The following is a 20504-nucleotide window of genomic DNA, read 5'->3' on the forward strand; positions in this document are numbered from 1 at the left end:
GGGAGCTGTTGGGTGACGAGCCTCGACCAGACCACCGAGAACCACGACTCGGGACCCAGCGGTTACGCGGCGGCCCGGCTGCGCCTCCTCCAGCAGGAGACGCAGTCCGGGCCGCCCCGGCGTACCGCCCTCGCCCGGCTCACCGACGACTGGCTCACCGGACTGTTCGCCGCCGCGGCCCGGGACACCGGCGTACGGGGCGCCTCCCTCGTCGCCGTCGGCGGGTACGGGCGCGGTGAACTCTCCCCGCGCAGCGACCTCGACCTGCTGCTCCTGCACGACGGGACCGCCGACCCCGGCGCCGTCGCCGCCCTCGCGGACCGCATCTGGTACCCGGTCTGGGACCTCGGCCTGGCCCTGGACCACTCCGTCCGCACCCCCGCCGAGGCCCGCAAGACCTCCGGCGAGGACCTCAAGGTGCACCTCGGGCTCCTCGACGCCCGTCATGTCGCCGGCGACCTCGCCCTCACCGCCGCTCTCCGCACCACCGTCCTGGCCGACTGGCGCAACCAGGCCCCCAGGCGCCTGCCGGAACTCGACGAACTGTGCCAGGAGCGCGCCGCCCGCCAGGGCGAACTCCGCTTCCTCCTCGAACCCGACCTCAAGGAGGCCAGGGGCGGACTCCGTGACGCCACCGCCCTCCGCGCGGTCGCCGCTTCCTGGCTCGCCGACGCGCCCCGCGAAGGCCTCGCGGAGGCCCGCCGCGCACTCCTCGACGTACGCGACGCACTGCACCTCGCCACCGGCCGGGCCACCGACCGGCTCGCCCTCCAGGAACAGGACTCCGTCGCCACCGGACTGGGCCTGCTGGACGCCGACGCCCTGCTCCGCCACGTCTACGAAGCGGCCCGTACCGTCGCCTACGCCGGCGACGTCACCTGGCGCGAGGTCAACCGCGTGCTTCGCGCCCGCGCCAAGCGGCCCCGGCTGCGCGGCCTCCTCGGCGGCGCCAAGCCCGCCGCCGAACGCACCCCGCTGGCCGAAGGCGTCGTCGAGCACGACGGCGAGGCCGTGCTCGCCCGCACCGCACGCCCCGAGCGCGACCCCGTCCTGCCGCTCCGCGCCGCCGCGGCCGCGGCCCAGGCCGGACTGCCCCTCTCCCTCCACGCCGTACGCCACCTGGCCGCCGCCGCCGGCCCCCTACCCGTACCGTGGCCCGCCGAGGCACGGGACGAACTCGTCACCCTCCTCGGCGCGGGAGAACACACCGTGCCGGTGTGGGAGGCGCTGGAGGCCGAGGGACTGATCACCCGGTACCTCCCCGACTGGGAGCGCGTCCGCTGCCGCCCGCAGCGCAACGCGGTCCACACCTGGACCGTCGACCGCCACCTCGTCGAGACGGCCGTACGGGCCTCCGCGATGACCCGCCGGGTCGGCCGGCCCGACCTGCTGCTCGTCGCCGCACTCCTGCACGACATCGGCAAGGGCTGGCCGGGCGACCACTCCGTCGCCGGCGAGGTCATCGCCCGCGACGTCGCCACCCGCATCGGCTACGACCGGCACGACGTCGACATCGTCGCCGTGCTGGTGCGCCACCACCTGCTGCTCGTCGAGACCGCGACACGGCGGGACCTCGACGACCCCGCGACGGTCGCCCTCGTCGCCGAGGCGGTGCGAACCCCGGTCGCCCTGGAGCTGCTGCACGCGCTCACCGAGGCCGACGCCCTCGCCACCGGACCCGCCGCATGGTCCTCGTGGCGCGGATCGCTCGTCGCCGACCTCGTCAAACGCGTCGCCGCCGTCCTCGCGGGCGACACTCCCGACGCCGACCGGGAACCCGCCCCGACCACCGCAGAACAGGAACGGCTCGCCCTGGAGGCGCACCGCACCGGCGGACCGGTCCTGGCCCTCCGCACCCAGACCGACGGCCCGCCCGCGCCCCACGAGGGTCCCGAACCGGTCGGTGTCGAGCTCCTCATCGCCGTACCGGACCAGCCCGGCGTACTGCCCGCCGCGGCAGGCGTCCTCGCCATGCACCGGCTCACCGTGCGCGCCGCGGAGCTCCGTGCCGTCGCTCTGCCCGACGCCGTCGGGCCGGGCGGCGGGGTGCTGCTGCTCGACTGGCGCGTCGCCGCGGAGTACGGCTCCCTGCCGCAGGCCGCCCGCCTCCGCTCCGACCTGGTCCGCGCCCTCGCCGGCAGCCTCGACATCCCGGCCCGCCTCGCCGAACGCGAAGCCGCCTATCCGCGCCGCCGTGGCGTCACGGCGCCCCCGCCCCGGGTGACCGTCGCCGAGGCGGGCTCGCGGTCCGCGACGGTCATTGAGGTGCGGGCCCAGGACGCGCCGGGTCTGCTGCACCGGATCGGACGTGCGCTGGAGGGGTCGGGGGTGCGGGTGCGCAGCGCGCACGTCAGCACCCTGGGCGCCAATGCCGTGGACACGGTGTACGTCACACGTGAGGACGGCTCGCCGCTGCCGGACACGGAAGCCGCGGCCCTGGCGAAGACGGTCGAGGACACCCTGCGGTAGCCCGTGACGGACGCCCCGCTCTGCCGGGCACGGCGCCTTCACCGGCCGAATCCGACCGGTGAAGGTGCTTCGCTCCTCCGGCCCGATACTCTGGAGGGCGATTGTCTCCGCCCCCGACCCGAGGATCCGCGACCGCCGTGTTCGATACGCTCTCCGACCGCCTCAGCGCGACTTTCAAGAACCTCCGGGGCAAAGGCCGCCTCAGCGAGGCCGACATCGACGCCACGGCACGTGAGATCCGTATCGCGCTGCTCGAGGCCGACGTCGCGCTCCCCGTCGTCCGGTCCTTCATCGCGAACGTCAAGGAGCGGGCGCGCGGCGCCGAGGTCTCCAAGGCGCTCAACCCCTCGCAGCAGATCATCAAGATCGTCAACGAGGAGCTGATCACGATCCTCGGCGGCGAGACCCGCCGCCTGCGGTTCGCCAAGAACCCGCCGACCGTGATCATGCTCGCCGGCCTCCAGGGTGCCGGTAAGACCACCCTTGCCGGAAAGCTGGGCAAGTGGCTCAAGGGCCAGGGACACTCCCCGCTGCTGGTCGCCTGTGACCTCCAGCGCCCGAACGCCGTGAACCAGCTCGCCGTGGTCGCCGAGCGGGCCGGCGTCGCCGTGTTCGCGCCGCAGCCGGGCAACGGTGTGGGCGACCCGGTCCAGGTCGCCAAGGAGTCGATCGAGCACGCCCGCAGCAGGCAGTACGACATCGTCGTCGTCGACACCGCGGGCCGCCTCGGTATCGACCAGGAGATGATGCAGCAGGCCGCGGACATCCGTGACGCGATCAGCCCCGACGAGATCCTCTTCGTCGTCGACGCGATGATCGGTCAGGACGCGGTCAACACCGCCGAGGCGTTCCGCGACGGCGTCGGCTTCGACGGCGTCGTGCTCTCCAAGCTCGACGGCGACGCCCGCGGTGGTGCCGCGCTCTCCATCGCGCACGTCACCGGCAAGCAGATCATGTTCGCGTCGAACGGCGAGAAGCTGGACGACTTCGACGCGTTCCACCCGGACCGCATGGCGTCCCGCATCCTCGACCTGGGTGACCTGCTCACCCTGATCGAGCAGGCGGAGAAGACCTTCAGCCAGGCCGAAGCCGAGAAGATGGCGGCCAAGCTGGCGAAGGGGCCGAAGGAGTTCACGCTCGACGACTTCCTGTCCCAGATGGAGCAGGTCCGCAAGATGGGCAGCATCTCCAAGCTGCTCGGCATGCTCCCCGGCATGGGCCAGATCAAGGACCAGATCAACAACCTCGACGAGCGTGACGTCGACCGCACGGCCGCGATCATCAAGTCGATGACCCCGGCGGAGCGCCAGGACCCGACGATCATCAACGGTTCCCGCCGTGCGCGTATCGCCAAGGGTTCCGGTGTCGAGGTCAGTGCGGTGAAGTCGCTGGTCGAGCGGTTCTTCGACGCGCGGAAGATGATGTCCCGCATGGCCCAGGGCGGCGGGATGCCGGGCATGCCCGGCATCCCCGGCATGGGCGGCGGCCCGGGCCGGCAGAAGAAGCAGCAGAAGCAGGCCAAGGGCAAGCGTCAGAGCGGCAATCCGATGAAGCGCAAGGCGGAGGAGGCGGCGGCGGCCGCCCGCCGCGAGCAGGCGGCCCAGTCCGGCGGAGCGTTCGGCCTGCCTGCCGGCGAGCCCGGCAAGGACTTCGAGCTGCCGGACGAGTTCAAGAAGTTCATGGGCTGACGCCCTGCACGGGCCGCGACCGCGGGCATCCGTCCTCCCCGGAGGAGCGGGTGCCCGCGTCGCTTATGTGACGTAACGTCCGGAACATGAGCAATTCCGTGCCGCCGCGGGACCGCACCGACCAGCCGTGGCGCTCCGAGGGCGCGCCCCCGCCGGCCCCGCCGAAACGGCGGCTGCCCGGTGGCTGGATCGGGCTCTTCCTCGCCGCGGTCGTGGTGTTCGTCGCGGCCAACGTGGTGGTGTCGTACGTCACGGAGGGCGACGAGCGGACGGTCTCCTACACGGAGTTCACCGAGCAGGTCGGAGCGGGCAACGTCTCCAAGATCTACTCCAAGGGCGACGCGATCCAGGGCCGGCTCAAGAAGGCACAGCCGCTGCCCGGCAACGACGAGACGTACACGGAGTTCACCACCCAGCGGCCCGCCTTCGCCGATGACGACCTCTGGAAGGAGCTCACCGCCAAGGACGTCACCGTCACCGCGGAACCGGTCGTCCGGGAGCGCAGTCTCCTCGTCAACGTGCTGATCTCGCTGGCCCCGATACTGCTCCTGGTCGGGCTCTGGCTGTACATCAGCCGCCGTATGGGCGGGGCCCTGGGCGGAGGGATGCTGGGCCGCAAGGCCCCGCCCAAGCCCGTGGCGCTCACCGAGGGCAGACGGACGACGTTCGAGGACGTGGCCGGCATCGACGAGGTCGCCGGCGAGCTGAACGACGTCGTGGACTTCCTGAAGCATCCCGACGCCTACCGCCGCATGGGGGCGAGGATGCCCGGCGGTGTGCTGCTGTCCGGGCCGCCCGGCACCGGGAAGACGCTGCTGGCCAGGGCGGTGGCGGGGGAGGCGGGGGTGCCGTTCTTCTCCGCGTCCGCCTCCGAGTTCATCGAGATGATCGTGGGTGTGGGAGCGGGCCGGGTCCGGGAGCTCTTCGCCGAGGCGCGCAAGGTCGCCCCGGCCATCATCTTCATCGACGAGATCGACACCATCGGCCGGGTCCGGGGCGCCGGCGCCGGCCTGGGAGGCCATGACGAGCGGGAGCAGACGCTCAACCAGATCCTCACCGAGATGGACGGCTTCTCCGGCTCGGAGGGCGTCGTCGTCATCGCGGCCACCAACCGCGCCGACGTGCTGGACCCGGCACTCACCCGGCCCGGCCGTTTCGACCGCATCGTCAACGTCAGTCCGCCCGACCGCGGTGGCCGGGAGGCCATCCTGAGGATCCACACCCGGGAGATCCCGCTGGCCGGGGACGTCGACCTGGCGCAGCTCGCCCGGACCACGCCCGGGATGACGGGCGCCGAGCTCTCCAATCTCGCCAATGAGGCCGCGCTGCTCGCGGTGAAGCGCCAGCAGTCCGCGGTGACCAGGGCCGATCTCTCCGAAGCGCTGGAGAAGGTGCAGCTCGGTGCCGAGCGGCCGCTGGTGATGCCGCCCGAGGAGCGGCGGCGGACGGCGTACCACGAGAGCGGTCACGCCCTGCTGGGCATGCTCCAGCCGGGCGCCGACCCGGTCCGCAAGGTGACGATCGTGCCGCGCGGCAGGGCGCTGGGCGTCACGATCTCCACCCCGGAGACCGACAAGTACGCCCACACCGAGGAGTACCTGCGCGGCCGGATCATCGGCGCTCTCGGCGGCATGGCGGCCGAGGACGTCGTCTTCGGTGTCGTCACCACGGGTGCGGAGAGCGATCTGGAGCAGGTGACGAACCTGGCCAGGGGAATGGTCGGCCGGTGGGGGATGAGCGAACGGGTGGGCCGGCTGACGGCGATCCCGAGCGACGCCCAGCAGGCGTACGGCCTGTCGGCGGCCCCGGGCACCCTGGACCGGGTCGACAGCGAGATGCGGCGGATCGTCGACGAGTGCTACGAGAGTGCGTGCCGGCTGCTGCGGGAGAACCGCGCCCGGCTGGACGCGCTGGCGGAGGCGCTGCTGGAGGACGAGACGCTGGAGGAGGAGGCGGCGTACCGGGCTGCCGGCATCCCCCGGCTCACCAAGGACGACACCCACGACGTCCAATGACGACACCGGGGCACGGCGGCCGGCCGGGACGGCGGTGCCGGGGAGGGGCATGCGGGGAGGTCCGGCCCTGAGCACGGAGCGTTCTCGGTCCGGTCCGGTTCGATTCAGTTCGGTCACCGTCCGGTCCGTCCGGTCCGGTTCGATTCAGTTCGGTCACCGTCCGGTCCGTCCGGTCCGTCCGTGGCTCACCCCACCCGGGCGATCAGATAGCGGAACACGTTCGGCATCCAGACGGTGCCGTCGTCGCGGACATGGCCGTGCAGAGCCTCGGCGAGCTCCTTCTCGACCTGGAGCCGGTCGGTGGCCCGTACCGCCGCGTCGAAGAGTCCGGTCGAGAGCAGTCCGCGTACCGCGCTGTCGATGCTGCCGTAGCCGAAGGGGCACGCGACGCGTCCCGAACCGTCGGGCCGGAGCCCGGCGCGTTCGGCCACGTTCTCCAGGTCGTCACGGCCGAACGCCGGCGGGCTGTCCTCCATTCGGGTGGCGATCCGCAGGACGGCCGAGGTGCTGCACCGCTCGGGAGGTCCCCAGCCGGTCAGGACGACCGGGCTGCGGCGGGCCAGCATCGGTACGGCCGCCGCGAGTGAGGCGGCGAGCTCCTTCGAGTCCCCGGCCGCCCAGCCGATCGGGCTGAACGCGGTGGCCAGGTTGTAGACGGTCCCCCGGGCCCGGTCTGCCGTGCCCGTCACCAGCCGGGCCCCGCTGCGGGAGCCGTCCGGCGGGAGGAGCCGCTCGCGGGCCAGCGCCATCCGCTCGGCATGGGTGTCGACCCCGGTGACCTCGGCGCCCCGGCCGGCCGCCATCAGCAGCGCGAGGCCGGACCCGCAGCCGAGGCCGAGCAGCCGGGTGCCGGGGCCGACGTCGAGGCGTTCGTACACCGCTTCGTAGAGCGGCACCAGCATCCGTTCCTGGATCTCGGCCCAGTCCCGGGCCCGGGCGCGGGCGTCGTCGGGCCCCGGGGAAGGGGGAGCCGCGGTCGCGTGCGGGTGGTGCCGGACGAGCGTTGGTGTCATGGAAAGCGCCCCAATCCGCCGAGAGGTCGAGTGTGCCGGTGTGACAGCCCCCGTGTCGGTCCGTGCGCTCGCACGCCCCCTTGTGCCAGGGAACTGCGCATCCGTGTCCGCGTCCAGAGGTCGAGCGGAACCGGGTCGCCGGACCAGCCCGGGTCGCGCCCGGGGCGATTCACGAATCATCATGCGTACGCAATACGATTCCCGCCATGGCAAAGGCACCGGTTCTCACGCCGCAGGCGGAAGACTTCCCCCGCTGGTACCAGGATCTGATCAACAAGGCCGAGCTGGCGGACAACGGCCCGGTGCGCGGCACCATGGTGATCCGGCCCTACGGGTACGGGCTGTGGGAGCGGATGCAGCAGGAGATGGACGCCCGGATCAAGGACGCGGGTGCCTCCAACGCCTACTTCCCGCTGTTCATCCCGCAGTCGTACCTGACGCGGGAGGCCGAGCACGTGGAAGGGTTCGCCCCCGAGCTCGCGGTGGTCACGCACGGTGGCGGCAAGGAGCTGGAGGAGCCGGTCGTCGTCCGCCCCACCTCCGAGACGATCGTCAACGAATACTTCTCCAAGTGGGTGCAGAGCTACCGCGACCTGCCGCTGCTGATCAACCAGTGGGCGAACGTGGTCCGCTGGGAGATGAGGCCGCGCGTGTTCCTGCGAACGAGTGAATTCCTCTGGCAGGAGGGTCACACGGCGCACGCCACCTACGAGGACGCCCGTGACTACGCGGCCCGCATCCACCGGGACGTGTACGCCGACTTCATGGTGAACGTGCTGGGCATCGACGTGGTGCTGGGCCGCAAGACGCCGAAGGAGCGGTTCGCCGGCGCGATCAACACCCTGACGCTCGAAGGCATGATGGGCGACGGCAAGGCGCTGCAGATGGGCACGAGCCACGAGCTGGGCCAGAACTTCTCCAAGGCGTTCAACACGACGTACCTGTCGAAGGACGGCAAGCAGGAGCTGTGCTGGCAGACCTCCTGGGGCGTCTCGACCCGGATGGTCGGCGGACTGATCATGTCGCACGGTGACGACAACGGTCTGCGCGTCCCGCCCCGGCTCGCCCCGGTCCAGGCCGTGGTCCTCGCGATCAAGGGCGATGACGCGGTACTGGCCAAGGTACGCGAGATCGGCGACCGGCTGCGGGCCGCGGGTATCCGTGTCCAGGTCGACGACCGCACGGACACCCCGTTCGGCCGCCGGGCCGTGGACTGGGAGCTCAAGGGCGTCCCGGTGCGGATCGAGGTCGGCCCGCGGGACCTGGAGGCGGGTACGGCGATGCTGGCGCGGCGGATCCCGGGGGGTAAGGAGCCGGTGGCGATCGACGGCCTGGCGGAACTGCTGCCCGCGGTACTGGAGGAGGACCAGGCCCTGCTGCTGAGGCAGTCCCGTGAGCGCCGCGAGTCCCGGACGGCCGACGTGGCGACTCCGGAGGAGGCCGTGGAGGCCTCGGCGACCGGCTGGGCGCGCATCCCGTGGGCAACGCTGGGACCCGAGGGCGAGGCGCGGCTGGCGGAGCACTCGGTGACCGTGCGCTGTCTGCTCGCCGAGGACGGGTCGGTGCCGGATGCCGACGACGCTCCCGGTACCGTCGCAGTCGTGGCACGCGCCTACTGAGCGAAAGCCGCCGGGCGTCCGTATCTCCTGGAGTGGAGTCCTGACGCGGGAGTCCTGACATGGGGAGTCCTGGCGTCCTGTCCCGATGGCGAACAGCGCGGGACTCCGGGCGTCCGCGTCCTGTGCCCAGCGCACGTCGGTTTCCCGCGCGCTGGGGCGTACAAGCCGGTAAGTACCGGCTTGTAGTGAGCTGCGCGGCTTCTCCGCAGATCAGGGCACCCGCCCTCGTCCGGACGCATGAATGGCAACTGACTGGTTGGTGCAAATTATTTGGGATGCCCCGGAATAGGAACACCGGGGCACTCAGGCTCGTTGTCACGACGTGAGCACGACACCACCTGTCCTCGCCGCAGAGCTGGCGCACGCGTGGGCCGACATTCAGCGGTACCACCCCGAGCTGCCGGACCTTGCCGCGCCCGAGTCCCTGATCGGAGAGTCGTCGTCCGCCTGCGGCGCCGAACTCTCCTTCGAGCGACTGCTCCACGAGGCAGTCCACGGCATCGCCGCCGCCCGCGGTGTGCGAGACACCTCCCGCGCCGGCCGCTACCACAACCGCAGATTCCTGGCGATCGCCGAGGAACTCGGCCTGGACCATCCGGAGGAGCCCCACCCCAGCAGTGGCTTCTCCCTGGTCACGCTGAACGCCGAGGCGCGCAGGCGATACCGGCCCACCATCGAGCGGCTGCAGCGTGCGCTGCGGGCGCACAGCGCCGCGACCGCCGCGGACACCAAGCGCAGTTTCCGCGGACCGGCCGCCCGGCACGGCTCCTCGGGAGGGGGCGTACGGGTCAAGGCGGTCTGCGACTGCGGGCGCAATGTGCGCGTGGTGCCGTCGGTGCTGGCCCAGGCCCCGATCGTGTGCGGCGGCTGCGGCAAGCCGTTCCGCATCCCGGAGCCGGTGGCCGCGGCGGGCTGACCGTACGGCGTGTGGCACAATGGCTAGCTGTACTCGACAGTCGCACAGGACCCCTCTCTCCTCCGGCTGACGCGTCCATCGGGCCGATCGGGTACCGCAACCCCACGCGGCATCTCGTAGTGCCCAACCACGTCAAGACCAGGAGACACCACTCCCGTGGCAGTCAAGATCAAGCTGAAGCGTCTGGGCAAGATCCGTGCGCCTCACTACCGCATCGTCGTCGCCGACTCCCGTACCCGCCGTGACGGCCGGGCCATCGAGGAGATCGGTCTGTACCACCCGACGTACAACCCGTCGCGCATCGAGGTCGACGCCGACCGCGTTGCGTACTGGCTGGGTGTCGGCGCGCAGCCGACCGAGCCCGTGCTCGCCATCCTGAAGAAGACCGGCGACTGGCAGAAGTTCAAGGGCGAGCCCGCCCCGGCGCCGCTGCTCGTCGCCGAGCCGAAGGCCGCCCGCCCGTCCTTCGAGGCCCTGGGCACCGGTGACGAGCCCAAGGGTGAGGCCATCACCCAGAAGAAGAAGGCCGAGAAGAAGGACGAGGCTGCGGCCGAGTCCGAGTCGACCGAGGCCTGAGCATGCTCGAGGAGGCTCTCGAGCACCTCGTGAAGGGCATCGTCGACAACCCCGACGACGTGCAGGTCGCCTCGCGCAACCTGCGTCGCGGGCGCGTGCTCGAGGTCCGGGTGCACCCCGACGACCTCGGCAAGGTGATCGGCCGCAACGGCCGCACCGCGCGCGCCCTGCGGACCGTCGTGGGCGCCATCGGCGGGCGGGGCATCCGTGTCGACCTCGTCGACGTGGATCACGTTCGCTGAGAACGTCGAATCACCGGCTCGGGCCGGGGAGCGGTGACACCGTGCGGCTCTGGCCGTGCGGTGGGGCCGCTCCCCGGCCCGTGGTCGTCTGTGCTGCGGCACACTTCATCGAGGACAGGAGAAGTCAGACGTGCAGCTCGTAGTCGCGCGGATCGGCCGCGCCCACGGCATCAAGGGCGAGGTCACCGTCGAGGTGCGGACCGACGAGCCGGAGCTGAGGCTCGGGCCCGGCGCCGTGCTGGCCACCGACCCGGCGTCCCGCGGCCCGCTGACCGTCGAGTCCGGCCGGGTGCACAGCGGCCGCCTCCTGCTGCGCTTCGAGGGCGTCAAGGACCGCAACGGCGCGGAGGAACTCCGCAACACCCTCCTCATCGCCGACATCGACCCGGACGAACTGCCCGAGGACCCCGACGAGTACTACGACCACCAGCTGATCGACCTCGACGTGGTCACGGCCGACGGCACAGAGGTCGGACGGATCACCGAGATCGCGCACCTGCCGTCGCAGGACCTGTTCATCGTCGAGCGTCCCGACGGCAGCGAGGTCATGATCCCGTTCGTCGAGGAGATCGTCGGCGAGATCGACCTGGAGAACCAGCGGGCCGTCGTCACCCCGCCGCCGGGCCTGATCGACGACCGCGCCGTGATCGCCTCCGACCGGGATGAGGCCTGATGCGGATCGACGTCGTCACGATCTTCCCCGAGTACCTGGAGCCGCTGAACGTCTCGCTCGTCGGCAAGGCCCGTGCCCGCGGGGTGCTCGACGTCCACGTCCACGACCTGCGGGACTGGACTCACGACCGGCACAACACCGTCGACGACACCCCGTACGGCGGCGGCCCCGGCATGGTCATGAAGACCGAACCCTGGGGCGAGGCACTCGACGACGCCCTGGCGAACGGATACGAGGCGGGTGCCCACGGCCCCGCCCTGGTCGTCCCGACGCCCAGCGGCCGGCCGTTCACCCAGGAAGTCGCCGTCGAGCTCTCCGCCCGCCCCTGGCTGATCTTCACGCCCGCCCGCTACGAGGGCATCGACCGCCGGGTGATCGACGAGTACGCCACCCGGATACCCGTGTACGAGGTGTCCATCGGCGACTACGTCCTCGCCGGCGGCGAGGCCGCCGTCCTGGTCGTCACCGAGGCCGTCGCCCGGCTGCTGCCCGGTGTCCTCGGCAACGCCGAGTCGCACCGGGACGACTCCTTCGCCCCCGGCGCCATGGCGAACCTCCTGGAAGGCCCCGTCTACACCAAGCCCCCGCAGTGGCGCGGCCGCGGCATCCCCGACGTGCTGCTCAGCGGCCACCACGGGAAGATCGCCCGCTGGCGCCGCGACGAGGCGTTCCGCCGCACCACCCTGAACAGGCCCGACCTGATCGAACGCTGCGACCCCTCCGCCCTCGACAAGAAGGATCGCCAGATGCTCGCCGAGCTGGGCTGGCGCCAGGGTCCGGACGGCCGATTTGGGCGTCCGGCCGAGCACGTGGAAGAATAGGCGGCTGCTGTGCGTCCGGCGTGCGCCCCTGCCACGGGGGGAACGACGCCGCCCGACGTGAACGGCACTCAGAACCCAAGCACGAGATTCCGCCCATGACCTGTGGCATGGGCGAAGAAAGCAGACATCATGTCGCACCTGCTCGACACCGTCGACGCCGCGTCGCTGCGCACCGACGTCCCCGCCTTCCGTCCGGGTGACACCGTGAACGTCCACGTTCGCGTCATCGAGGGCAACCGCTCCCGGATCCAGCAGTTCAAGGGTGTCGTCATCCGCCGCCAGGGCTCCGGCGTCCGCGAGACCTTCACGGTCCGGAAGGTCTCCTTCTCCGTCGGCGTCGAGCGCACCTTCCCGGTGCACAGCCCGATCTTCGAGAAGATCGAGCTCGTCACCCGCGGTGACGTCCGTCGCGCCAAGCTGTACTACCTGCGCGAGCTGCGCGGCAAGGCTGCGAAGATCAAGGAGAAGCGCGAGAACTGATCGCGCGCTCCGTTCCACAGGGAGGCCGGATAGGCTCCCTGTGATGGACACCGAAGCACCAGCCACCGAGCGCGACCGCTCTCCCGGATCCCCCAGCGGGGAGGGAGAGGGGTCGCGCTCGGTGCGTTCGGTCAGCCGTCCGGGTGGTCCGGCCGGCCGGCTCCTGGTGTCCTTCCGCACGTTTGTGGTGCTCGTCACCGGGCTCCTGACCGTATTGCTGCTGGTCACCACGTTCGTGGTGCAGCCCTTCCAGATCCCCAGCGTCTCCATGGAGCCCACGCTCCAGGTCGGAGACCGGGTGCTCGTCAACAAGCTGGCGTACCGTTTCGGTTCCGGGCCGCAACGCGGTGACGTGGTCGTGTTCGACGGCGAGGACTCCTTCGCACGGAGCGGGACCACCGGCATCGACTTCGTGAAACGCGTCGTGGGCGTGGGCGGCGACCGCGTGGCCTGCTGTGACGAACGGGGGAGGATCCAGGTGAACGGCAGAGCTGTGGACGAGGAGTACCTGTATCCGGGAGACACTCCCTCCGAGGTGCCCTTCGACGTCGTCGTCCCGTCCGGCACGCTGTGGGTGATGGGCGACCACCGCAGCAGGTCGAGCGACTCGCGCGACCACCTCGGCGAGCCCGGCGGCGGGATGGTGCCGCTCGACAGGGTCCTCGGCCGGGCCGACTGGATCGCCTGGCCCCACGGCCGCGCCGGGGGTCTTTCCCCCACCGGCGTCTTCGAGGACGTGCCGGTCCCTGGAGGTGCCCATGGGTAGCCGGGGCAAGCCGCGCACCGCGGTCCCCCTGGACGATGTGCTGCCGAACGGGATGCGGCCCACCGGTCCGCGCCCGATGCCCGGCCGCGCCGAACGGCGCAAGCTGGCCCGCAAGGTGAAGCGGCGCCGACGCCGGTCCACGGTCAAGGAAGTGCCGCTGCTCATCGGAGTGGCGCTGCTCATCGCGCTGGTCCTCAAGACCTTCCTGGTACAGGCGTTCGTCATTCCCTCGGGTTCGATGGAGCAGACGATCCAGATCGGCGACCGGGTGCTGGTCGACAAGCTGACCCCGTGGTTCGGGACGAAGCCGCAGCGCGGCGACGTCGTCGTGTTCAGGGACCCCGGCGGTTGGCTGGAGGACGAACAGCTCGACGGCGAGGAGGACCCGGTGGTCGTCAAGCAGGCCAAGGCCGCCCTGGCCTTCATCGGTCTGTTGCCCTCGGACGACGAGCAGGACCTCATCAAGCGGGTCGTGGCAGTCGGGGGGGACACGGTGCGGTGCTGCGACCAGGACGGCCGTGTCACCGTCAACGGCGTGCCGCTGGTCGAGCCGTACATCCACCCCGACAGCAAACCTTCACAGATGCCCTTCGAGGTCCGGGTGCCGCAGGGACGGCTGTTCGTCCTGGGCGACCACCGCTCCGCCTCGGCCGACTCCCGGTTCCACCTGGACGAGCCCGGTCAGGGCACGGTCGGCGAGGACGGCGTCGTCGGACGGGCCGTGGTGATCGCCTGGCCGTTCGACCACTGGCGGGGCCTGGAGGAGGCCGACACCTTCGCGGGTGTTCCGAGCGCGCGGCCGGGGTCGGACACGACGCTCGGTGCTTCGCATAGTGTGTCCCCGGATCACAACGACACGGTCCGGCTCCCGACCCCTGCGGAACTCCCGCTCGTTATGGGAGTGGTGGGCCTGCATCTTGCACGGATCAGGCATGGGTACGGAGTAAGGAGTGAATGTGGGGGATTTGGCGGTCGGCGCACGATCCGGACACGACGAGCCGGAGGAGGGGCCCGCGAGGGCTGCCGGGCACGTCCACGGTTCCGCCGGCGAGATCCCAACCAATGCCATGGACGAGAACCCCGCAGATGAGGCCGAGCCCGGAACGGACGACGAACAGCCCAAGCAGCGCTCGTTCTGGAAGGAGCTGCCGCTGCTGGTCGGCATCGCCCTCCTGCTCGCTCTGCTGATCAAGACGTTCCTGGTCCAGGCCTTCTCGATCCCCTCGGACTCGATGCAGAACACCCTCCAGCGCGGCGACCGGGTGCTGGTGGACAAGCTGACGCCGTGGTTCGGGTCGGAGCCCAAGCGCGGTGAGGTGGTCGTGTTCCACGATCCGGGCGGCTGGCTGGAAGGAACCCCGACGCCCGAGCCGAATGTGGTGCAGAAGTTCCTGAGCTTCATCGGTCTCATGCCGTCCGCCGAGGAGAAGGACCTGATCAAGCGGGTCATCGCGGTCGGCGGCGACACGGTGGAGTGCAAGAAGGGCGGCAAGGTCACCGTCAACGGCAAGCCGCTCGACGAGCCGTACATCTACCCCGGGAACACTCCCTGCGACGACTCGCCGTTCGGACCGATCAAGGTGCCCGAGGGCCGGATCTGGGTGATGGGCGACCACCGGCAGAACTCGCTCGACTCCCGGTACCACCAGGAGCTGCCGGGCAACGGCACCGTGTCCAATGACGAAGTCGTGGGCCGAGCCGTCGTCGTCGCCTGGCCGCTGGACCGCCTGTCGACGCTGCCGGTGCCCGACACCTTCGACCAGCCGGGCCTCAACGCCGCAGCGGCGGCCGCGCCGGGCGTGATCGGCGTCGCGGGTGCCCTGCCCGTGGTGCTGTGGCGCAGGCGACAGCTGACCTCCGGGCGCAGCGACGGATAGGGTTCCGTCCCGAAGCATCGGTTTCCGGGCCGTGTGCCGAGAGGCACCGCGGGTGCCGGGAGAGGAGCGGGGATGGGCGGAGCAGGACGTACGGGCGACGGCCACGGCCGGCTCGGCAGTGTGCTGTCGGGTCTGGCCGTGGCCGTCGGCTGTGTGCTCTTCCTCGGCGGCTTCGTCTGGGGAGCGGTCGTCTACCAGCCCTACACCGTGCCCACCGACTCGATGACGCCGACCGTGAAGGCCGGCTCCAAGGTGCTCGCCGAGCGAATAGACGCCGACCAGGTGCGACGCGGCGACGTGGTCGTCTTCACGAACGAGGTGTGGGGCGACGTCCCGATGCTGAAGCGTGTCGTCGGGATCGGCGGGGACAAGATCGTGTGCTGCGACAAGCAGGGCCGGCTCTCGGTGAACGGCGACCCGCAGGACGAGCCGTACCTCGACGGCGGCGGCCCCGCCTCGACCGTCGGTTTCAGCGCGGACGTGCCGAAGGGCAAGCTGTTCCTGCTCGGTGACGAGCGGGCCACTTCCGTCGACTCGCGCGGACACCTCAACGACTCCACGCAGGGCACCGTCCCGGTTTCCGCGGTAAAGGCGCGGGTGGACGCGGTGGCCTGGCCCAGCGTGTCGATGGTGGAGCGCCCGGCCAACTTCGCGGACATGCCCGGAGGCGTCTCCCGGCCGGGACCGCTGAAGCTCGTGCTCGGCGTGGTCGTCGCCGGGGCGGTGCTGATCTTCGGCGGTGCCGGGATCGGGCCGGCCGTCAGGCGACTGGGGCGCGGAAGGGCCACGAGCCGTGCCGTCTGATCCGCCGGGCGGTCCGCAGGGGACGGCTGGACCGGAGGATCCGGCGGGCTGCCGGAGACGGGCGTACCGGGGGTGAAGGGTGTGAGCGGCGGGCTGCCGGAGACGGGCGTACCGGGGGTGAAGGGTGTGAGCGACGGGCTGCCGGAGACGGGCATACCGGGGGTGACGGGTGTGAGCGACGGGCTGCCGGAGACGGGTGTACCGGGGGTGACGGGTGTGAGCGACGGGCTGCCGGAGACAGGCGTATCCGGGGAGCCGGGCGGGACCGGCGGGCTCCGGAAGGTGGCCCGTGTGGTACTCCTCGACCCCGAGGACCGCATTCTGCTCCTGCACGGCTTCGAACCGGACGATCCCACGGACAACTGGTGGTTCACCCCGGGTGGCGGCGTCGAGGGGGACGAGACGCGAGAGGAGGCCGCCCTGCGGGAGCTCGCGGAGGAGACGGGCATCACCGACGTCCGCCTCGGTCCTCTGCTGTGGCGGCGGACCTGCTCGTTCCCGTTCGACGGACGCCGCTGGGACCAGGAAGAGTGGTACTACCTGGCGCGCACGTCACAAACCGAGACGGCGGGCCCCGTCGCGCTCACCGATCTGGAGGAGCGCAGTCTCGGTGGCCTGAGATGGTGGACGTCCGCCGAACTGTCGGCGGCGCGTGAGACGGTGTATCCGACCAGGCTCGCCGAGCTGCTGCGCACGCTGCTCGACGAGGGTCCTCCGGAAGTGCCGGTGGTCCTGGCCCCGGAAATCGCCTAGGGCCGTGGGCACTGGCGCACAATGGGGGGACGCACGGCTGAAGGGGAACATGCCATGAGCGCCGAGGACCTCGAGAAGTACGAGACCGAGATGGAGCTGAAGCTCTACCGGGAGTACCGCGACGTCGTCGGCCTGTTCAAATACGTGATCGAGACCGAGCGGCGCTTCTACCTCACCAACGACTACGAGATGCAGGTGCACTCCGTGCACGGTGAGGTCTTCTTCGAAGTCTCCATGGCGGACGCCTGGGTCTGGGACATGTACAGGCCGGCCAGGTTCGTGAAGCAGGTCCGTGTCCTCACGTTCAAGGACGTGAACATCGAGGAGCTGAACAAGACCGACCTCGAGCTTCCGGGTGGCTGAGTTATCCACAACCGGTGAGTTGTCCACCAAGATCCACTCCTGAGGATCCAGTGCGTCACAGTCGGTGCCGGAGGTGGTGCCGAAATGAACGCAACGGGGGCATTGGGACGGTACGGCGAGGAAGTGGCGGCCCGACGGCTGGCCGAGGAGGGCGTCTCCGTGCTCGCCCGCAACTGGCGGTGCGGGCGGAGCGGTGAGATCGACATCGTCGCCCGGGAAGGCGACGTCCTGGTCGTCTGCGAGGTCAAGACCCGCCGGGATGGGACCTTCGAACACCCGATGGCGGCCCTCACGCCCGCGAAGACGGCCCGTCTGCGCGGCCTCGCTGAGCGCTGGATCGCCGAACACGGCGGGGCACCACCGGGCGGCGTCCGCATCGATCTGATCGGTGTCGTCCTGCCGACCCGGGGCGGGCCCCTCGTCGAGCACGTGCGAGGGGTGGCCTGATGGGATTCGCCCGCACATGCTCCGTGGCACTCGTCGGGGTCGAGGGGGTGGTCGTCGAGGTCCAGGCCGACCTCGAACCGGGGGTGGCCGCGTTCACCCTCGTGGGGCTTCCCGACAAGAGCCTCGTCGAGAGCAAGGACCGGGTCAGGGCCGCGGTCACGAATTCGGGGGCGGCCTGGCCCCAGAAGAAGCTGACCGTCGGACTCAGCCCGGCGTCCGTGCCCAAGGGCGGCAGCGGCTTCGACCTGGCCGTGGCCGTCGCCGTCCTCGGCGCCGCCGAATGCATCGACCCGGAACAGATCAGCGATCTCGTGCTGATCGGCGAACTGGGACTGGACGGACGGGCACGGCCGGTGCGCGGAGTCCTGCCGGCCGTGCTCGCCGCCGCCGAGGCCGGATACCGGCAGGTCGTCGTTCCCGAGCAGACCGCGGCCGAGGCCGCCCTGGTGCCCGGCGTCGCCGTGCTCGGCGTACGCAGCCTGCGCCAGCTGATCGCGGTGCTCACCGACGCACCCGTGCCCGACGAGGCGCCGGCCGAACCGGGCCGCCCGGACGCCGGACTCTCCGGCCTCCTGGTCCCGGGCGCGGGCCTCGGCGCCGGCCTCGCCACCGCGGGTTCGGCCCGTCCGGACCTCGCGGACGTGGCGGGGCAGCACCTCGCGCGCAGAGCCCTGGAGGTCGCCGCGGCCGGCCGCCACCATCTGCTGCTCTCGGGGCCGCCCGGCGCGGGCAAGACCATGATCGCAGAGCGTCTGCCGGCGATCCTGCCACCCCTCACCAGACGGGAATCCCTCGAGGTGACCGCGGTGCACTCGGTCGCGGGAATCCTGCCGCCCGGCGAGCCGCTCATCGCCACGGCGCCCTACTGCGCACCGCACCACTCGGCGACGATGCAGGCACTCGTCGGAGGGGGCAACGGCCTGCCGCGTCCGGGCGCGGTGTCCCTCGCCCATCGCGGGGTGCTCTTTCTCGACGAGGCGCCGGAGTTCAGCGGCAAGGCCCTGGACGCCCTGCGCCAGCCGCTCGAATCGGGCCATGTGGTCGTGGCCCGCGCCGCCGGGGTGGTGCGGCTGCCCGCCCGTTTCCTGATGGTGCTCGCGGCCAACCCCTGCCCCTGCGGTCGGCACACCCTCACCGGCGACGGATGCGAATGCCCCGCCTCGGTGGTCCGCCGCTACCAGGCACGGCTCTCCGGCCCGCTGCTCGACCGGGTCGACCTGCGCGTCGAGGTCGAGCCCGTGGGACGCGACGACCTGCTCGGCCGCAGCGGGCCGGGCGAGCCGACCGCCGTGGTCGCCGAACGGGTACGCCGGGCCGCCGAACGCGCCGCAGCCCGGTACGCCGACACGCCCTGGACCACCAACAGCGAGGTTCCCGGCCATGAACTGCGCACCCGATGGCAGGCGGCCTCGGGAGCGCTCGCCGTCGCCGAACGCGGCCTGGAGTACGGCCTGCTCACCGCCCGTGGCCTCGATCGCGTGCTCCGCGTCGCCTGGACCATCGCCGACCTCGCCGGACACGACCGCCCCGACGCCATGGACGTCGCGCTCGCCCTCGAACTGCGCACCGGTATCTCCCACGGTGCGCCGGTGCCCGTGGGGGGCTCGTGGTGACGCGGCCGACCATCTGCCTGACGACCGGAGGGACGGCCGGGCCTCCTCGTCGCCGTGCGGCGCGGCCCGGAAGGCGGGGCGGCGGCCGGTGGCGCCGGGCATCGGGACCGGGCATGCGGGCGCGGTGCGGGGACGGGGAGGCGGGGCATGGGGCCGGGTGAGGAGGAGCGTGTCGCCCGGGCGGCCCTGACCCGGATCGTCGAGCCCGGTGACGAGAAGGCGGGGCGGCTGCTCCGACAGCTCGGGCCCCTGGAGATGCTGCAGCGGCTCACCGCCCCCGCCACCGACGCGCCGCCGCTGCCCGGCCTGAGCGCGCGCCGGATCCAGTCGCTCAGGGCACGGGCGGCGCCGGCAGACCCCGAGCGCGACCTCGCCGCGGTCGAGGCCGTCGGCGGGCGCTTCATCTGCCCCGGCGACTCCGAATGGCCCGGACAGCTCGACGACCTCGGTGACGCCGGGCCCATCGGTCTGTGGCTGCGCGGCCCCGCCGGACTGCGGCTCTGGGCGCTGCGCTCCGTGGCCGTCGTCGGCGCCCGGGCCTGCACGGCCTACGGTGCGCACATGGCGGCGGCACTCGCCGCCGGGCTGGCGGAGCGGGGCTGGGTCGTCGTGTCGGGAGCCGCCTTCGGTGTGGACGGAGCCGCCCACCGGGGCGCCCTCGCCGCCGGTGGAGCCACCATGGGGGTGCTGGCGTCCGGTGTCGACGTCGTCTATCCCCGCGGTCACGCGGAGTTGATCGGGCGCATCGCGGAACAGGGCCTGCTGGTGGCCGAGTTGCCGCCGGGCGACCATCCCACGCCCAGCCGGTTCGTCCTGCGGAACCGGGTGATCGCAGCGCTGACCAGAGGAACCGTCGTCGTGGAGGCCGAATACCGCAGCGGTTCCCTCGCGACCGCCCGCGCGGCCCAGCGACTGGGCCGCCACACCATGGGCGTCCCGGGGCCCGTCACCAGTGGTCTCTCCGCAGGGGTCCACGAACTGCTGCGCGGGGAGGCCGCGCTGGTCACCGACGCCGACGAAGTGATCGAACTCGTGGGCAGCATGGGGGACGTGGCTCCGGAGCGCCGTGGCCCGGTGCTGCCGCGGGACCTGCTGGATCCCGCCGCGGCCGCCGTCCTGGAGGCGCTTCCGGCACGCGGCGCGATCGGCCCAGCGGCCGTGGCCCGGGCAGCGTGCACGACCGCCGACGAAGCGCTCGGCAGGCTGTACGAACTCCACTCTTTGGGGTTCGTCGAACGGCGCGGGGACACCTGGCAGTTGGCCTCCGGTGCGCGACGCGCCGGGGGCGCCCCGCCGGGCGGTGCTTGACCTGGGGCGATCCGGTGAAATGGTGAGGGCGATGACCCTCCCCGACCCGCCCGCGCAGGTA

General features: G+C 71.7%; 20 protein-coding genes. 19 read left to right on the plus strand and 1 reads right to left on the minus strand.

Going from position 1 to position 20504, the window contains the following annotated elements; genetic code table 11:
* The first annotated feature begins 12 nt into the window (after nucleotides 1–12).
* From ACZ4Z5_RS23330 to ftsH, 3 genes are all read left to right on the plus strand, one after another.
* Nucleotides 13–2469 (plus strand): [protein-PII] uridylyltransferase, encoded by a 2457-nt coding sequence (locus ACZ4Z5_RS23330; RefSeq protein ID WP_468265756.1) that lies wholly within the window; start codon nucleotides 13–15, stop codon nucleotides 2467–2469.
* Nucleotides 2470–2606: 137 nt separating this feature from the next.
* The gene (ffh, locus tag ACZ4Z5_RS23335) at nucleotides 2607–4157 is read left to right on the plus strand and encodes a signal recognition particle protein (protein WP_468265758.1); all 1551 of its coding nucleotides are present in this window, start codon (nucleotides 2607–2609) and stop codon (nucleotides 4155–4157) included.
* Nucleotides 4158–4243: 86 nt separating this feature from the next.
* On the plus strand, nucleotides 4244–6172 hold the full coding sequence (ftsH, locus tag ACZ4Z5_RS23340; RefSeq protein WP_468265760.1) for an ATP-dependent zinc metalloprotease FtsH: 1929 nt from the start codon (nucleotides 4244–4246) through the stop codon (nucleotides 6170–6172).
* Nucleotides 6173–6357: 185 nt separating this feature from the next.
* Here the strand turns inward: ftsH and ACZ4Z5_RS23345 are convergent, their stop codons facing one another.
* A complete protein-coding gene (locus ACZ4Z5_RS23345) occupies nucleotides 6358–7185 on the minus strand; it encodes a methyltransferase domain-containing protein (protein ID WP_468265762.1) in 828 nt (275 codons plus the stop codon).
* A 206-nt stretch (nucleotides 7186–7391) separates the two neighbouring features.
* On the opposite strand from ACZ4Z5_RS23345, the gene proS reads away from it, so the two are divergent.
* The 16 genes from proS (at nucleotide 7392) to dprA (ending at nucleotide 20443) form a co-directional block, all read left to right on the plus strand.
* Nucleotides 7392–8804: a proline--tRNA ligase gene (gene proS, locus ACZ4Z5_RS23350; RefSeq protein WP_468265764.1), complete on the plus strand. Its 1413-nt coding sequence runs from the start codon at nucleotides 7392–7394 to the stop codon at nucleotides 8802–8804.
* A gap of 322 nt (nucleotides 8805–9126) precedes the next feature.
* Nucleotides 9127–9720 (plus strand): hypothetical protein, encoded by a 594-nt coding sequence (locus ACZ4Z5_RS23355; RefSeq protein ID WP_468265766.1) that lies wholly within the window; start codon nucleotides 9127–9129, stop codon nucleotides 9718–9720.
* Between the two features lie 156 nt (nucleotides 9721–9876).
* On the plus strand, nucleotides 9877–10296 hold the full coding sequence (rpsP, locus tag ACZ4Z5_RS23360; protein ID WP_468265768.1) for a 30S ribosomal protein S16: 420 nt from the start codon (nucleotides 9877–9879) through the stop codon (nucleotides 10294–10296).
* A gap of 2 nt (nucleotides 10297–10298) precedes the next feature.
* A complete protein-coding gene (locus tag ACZ4Z5_RS23365) occupies nucleotides 10299–10538 on the plus strand; it encodes an RNA-binding protein (RefSeq protein WP_004924853.1) in 240 nt (79 codons plus the stop codon).
* A 130-nt stretch (nucleotides 10539–10668) separates the two neighbouring features.
* The gene (gene rimM / locus ACZ4Z5_RS23370) at nucleotides 10669–11211 is read left to right on the plus strand and encodes a ribosome maturation factor RimM (protein WP_468265770.1); all 543 of its coding nucleotides are present in this window, start codon (nucleotides 10669–10671) and stop codon (nucleotides 11209–11211) included.
* Nucleotides 11211–12032, plus strand: coding sequence for a tRNA (guanosine(37)-N1)-methyltransferase TrmD (trmD, locus tag ACZ4Z5_RS23375; protein WP_468265772.1), 822 nt, complete (start codon nucleotides 11211–11213; stop codon nucleotides 12030–12032). Before rimM ends, trmD begins: the two co-directional genes overlap by 1 nt.
* Before the next feature lie 129 nt (nucleotides 12033–12161).
* Nucleotides 12162–12512 carry a 50S ribosomal protein L19 gene (gene rplS, locus ACZ4Z5_RS23380; protein ID WP_468265774.1) on the plus strand — a complete coding sequence of 117 codons (351 nt, stop codon included), beginning with the start codon at nucleotides 12162–12164 and terminating at the stop codon, nucleotides 12510–12512.
* A gap of 43 nt (nucleotides 12513–12555) precedes the next feature.
* Complete coding sequence (lepB, locus tag ACZ4Z5_RS23385) at nucleotides 12556–13278, plus strand: signal peptidase I (RefSeq protein ID WP_468265776.1); 723 nt, start codon at nucleotides 12556–12558, stop codon at nucleotides 13276–13278.
* Nucleotides 13271–14368, plus strand: coding sequence for a signal peptidase I (gene lepB, locus ACZ4Z5_RS23390; protein WP_468265778.1), 1098 nt, complete (start codon nucleotides 13271–13273; stop codon nucleotides 14366–14368). Before lepB (ACZ4Z5_RS23385) ends, lepB (ACZ4Z5_RS23390) begins: the two co-directional genes overlap by 8 nt.
* Nucleotides 14346–15155, plus strand: coding sequence for a signal peptidase I (gene lepB, locus ACZ4Z5_RS23395; protein ID WP_468265780.1), 810 nt, complete (start codon nucleotides 14346–14348; stop codon nucleotides 15153–15155). The genes lepB (ACZ4Z5_RS23390) and lepB (ACZ4Z5_RS23395) overlap by 23 nt, the downstream gene beginning before the upstream one ends.
* Before the next feature lie 72 nt (nucleotides 15156–15227).
* Nucleotides 15228–15959, plus strand: a complete 732-nt coding sequence (lepB, locus tag ACZ4Z5_RS23400; protein ID WP_468265782.1) for a signal peptidase I — start codon at nucleotides 15228–15230, stop codon at nucleotides 15957–15959.
* A gap of 228 nt (nucleotides 15960–16187) precedes the next feature.
* Nucleotides 16188–16712, plus strand: coding sequence for an NUDIX hydrolase (locus ACZ4Z5_RS23405; RefSeq protein WP_468265939.1), 525 nt, complete (start codon nucleotides 16188–16190; stop codon nucleotides 16710–16712).
* Nucleotides 16713–16766: 54 nt separating this feature from the next.
* Nucleotides 16767–17075: a DUF2469 domain-containing protein gene (locus ACZ4Z5_RS23410; RefSeq protein WP_468265784.1), complete on the plus strand. Its 309-nt coding sequence runs from the start codon at nucleotides 16767–16769 to the stop codon at nucleotides 17073–17075.
* An 84-nt stretch (nucleotides 17076–17159) separates the two neighbouring features.
* Nucleotides 17160–17522 (plus strand): YraN family protein, encoded by a 363-nt coding sequence (locus tag ACZ4Z5_RS23415; protein ID WP_468265786.1) that lies wholly within the window; start codon nucleotides 17160–17162, stop codon nucleotides 17520–17522.
* Nucleotides 17522–19135 carry a YifB family Mg chelatase-like AAA ATPase gene (locus ACZ4Z5_RS23420; RefSeq protein ID WP_468265788.1) on the plus strand — a complete coding sequence of 538 codons (1614 nt, stop codon included), beginning with the start codon at nucleotides 17522–17524 and terminating at the stop codon, nucleotides 19133–19135. Before ACZ4Z5_RS23415 ends, ACZ4Z5_RS23420 begins: the two co-directional genes overlap by 1 nt.
* A gap of 147 nt (nucleotides 19136–19282) precedes the next feature.
* Nucleotides 19283–20443, plus strand: coding sequence for a DNA-processing protein DprA (gene dprA / locus ACZ4Z5_RS23425; protein WP_468265790.1), 1161 nt, complete (start codon nucleotides 19283–19285; stop codon nucleotides 20441–20443).
* Nucleotides 20444–20504: the final 61 nt, after the last annotated feature.

This window comes from Streptomyces sp. NPDC030222, assembly GCF_055573115.1.

Excerpts from the sequence above, each read along its gene's own strand:
- ftsH (WP_468265760.1), top strand. The coding sequence starts at position 4,244 with ATGAGCAATTCCGTGCCGCCGCGGGACCGCACCGACCAGCCGTGGCGC.
- ACZ4Z5_RS23345 (WP_468265762.1), bottom strand. The coding sequence starts at position 7,185 with ATGACACCAACGCTCGTCCGGCACCACCCGCACGCGACCGCGGCTCCC.
- proS (WP_468265764.1), top strand. The coding sequence starts at position 7,392 with ATGGCAAAGGCACCGGTTCTCACGCCGCAGGCGGAAGACTTCCCCCGC.
- ACZ4Z5_RS23365 (WP_004924853.1), top strand. The coding sequence starts at position 10,299 with ATGCTCGAGGAGGCTCTCGAGCACCTCGTGAAGGGCATCGTCGACAAC.
- trmD (WP_468265772.1), top strand. The coding sequence starts at position 11,211 with ATGCGGATCGACGTCGTCACGATCTTCCCCGAGTACCTGGAGCCGCTG.
- rplS (WP_468265774.1), top strand. The coding sequence starts at position 12,162 with ATGTCGCACCTGCTCGACACCGTCGACGCCGCGTCGCTGCGCACCGAC.
- lepB (WP_468265776.1), top strand. The coding sequence starts at position 12,556 with ATGGACACCGAAGCACCAGCCACCGAGCGCGACCGCTCTCCCGGATCC.
- lepB (WP_468265778.1), top strand. The coding sequence starts at position 13,271 with ATGGGTAGCCGGGGCAAGCCGCGCACCGCGGTCCCCCTGGACGATGTG.
- lepB (WP_468265780.1), top strand. The coding sequence starts at position 14,346 with ATGGACGAGAACCCCGCAGATGAGGCCGAGCCCGGAACGGACGACGAA.
- lepB (WP_468265782.1), top strand. The coding sequence starts at position 15,228 with ATGGGCGGAGCAGGACGTACGGGCGACGGCCACGGCCGGCTCGGCAGT.
- ACZ4Z5_RS23410 (WP_468265784.1), top strand. The coding sequence starts at position 16,767 with ATGAGCGCCGAGGACCTCGAGAAGTACGAGACCGAGATGGAGCTGAAG.
- ACZ4Z5_RS23415 (WP_468265786.1), top strand. The coding sequence starts at position 17,160 with ATGAACGCAACGGGGGCATTGGGACGGTACGGCGAGGAAGTGGCGGCC.
- ACZ4Z5_RS23420 (WP_468265788.1), top strand. The coding sequence starts at position 17,522 with ATGGGATTCGCCCGCACATGCTCCGTGGCACTCGTCGGGGTCGAGGGG.
- dprA (WP_468265790.1), top strand. The coding sequence starts at position 19,283 with ATGGGGCCGGGTGAGGAGGAGCGTGTCGCCCGGGCGGCCCTGACCCGG.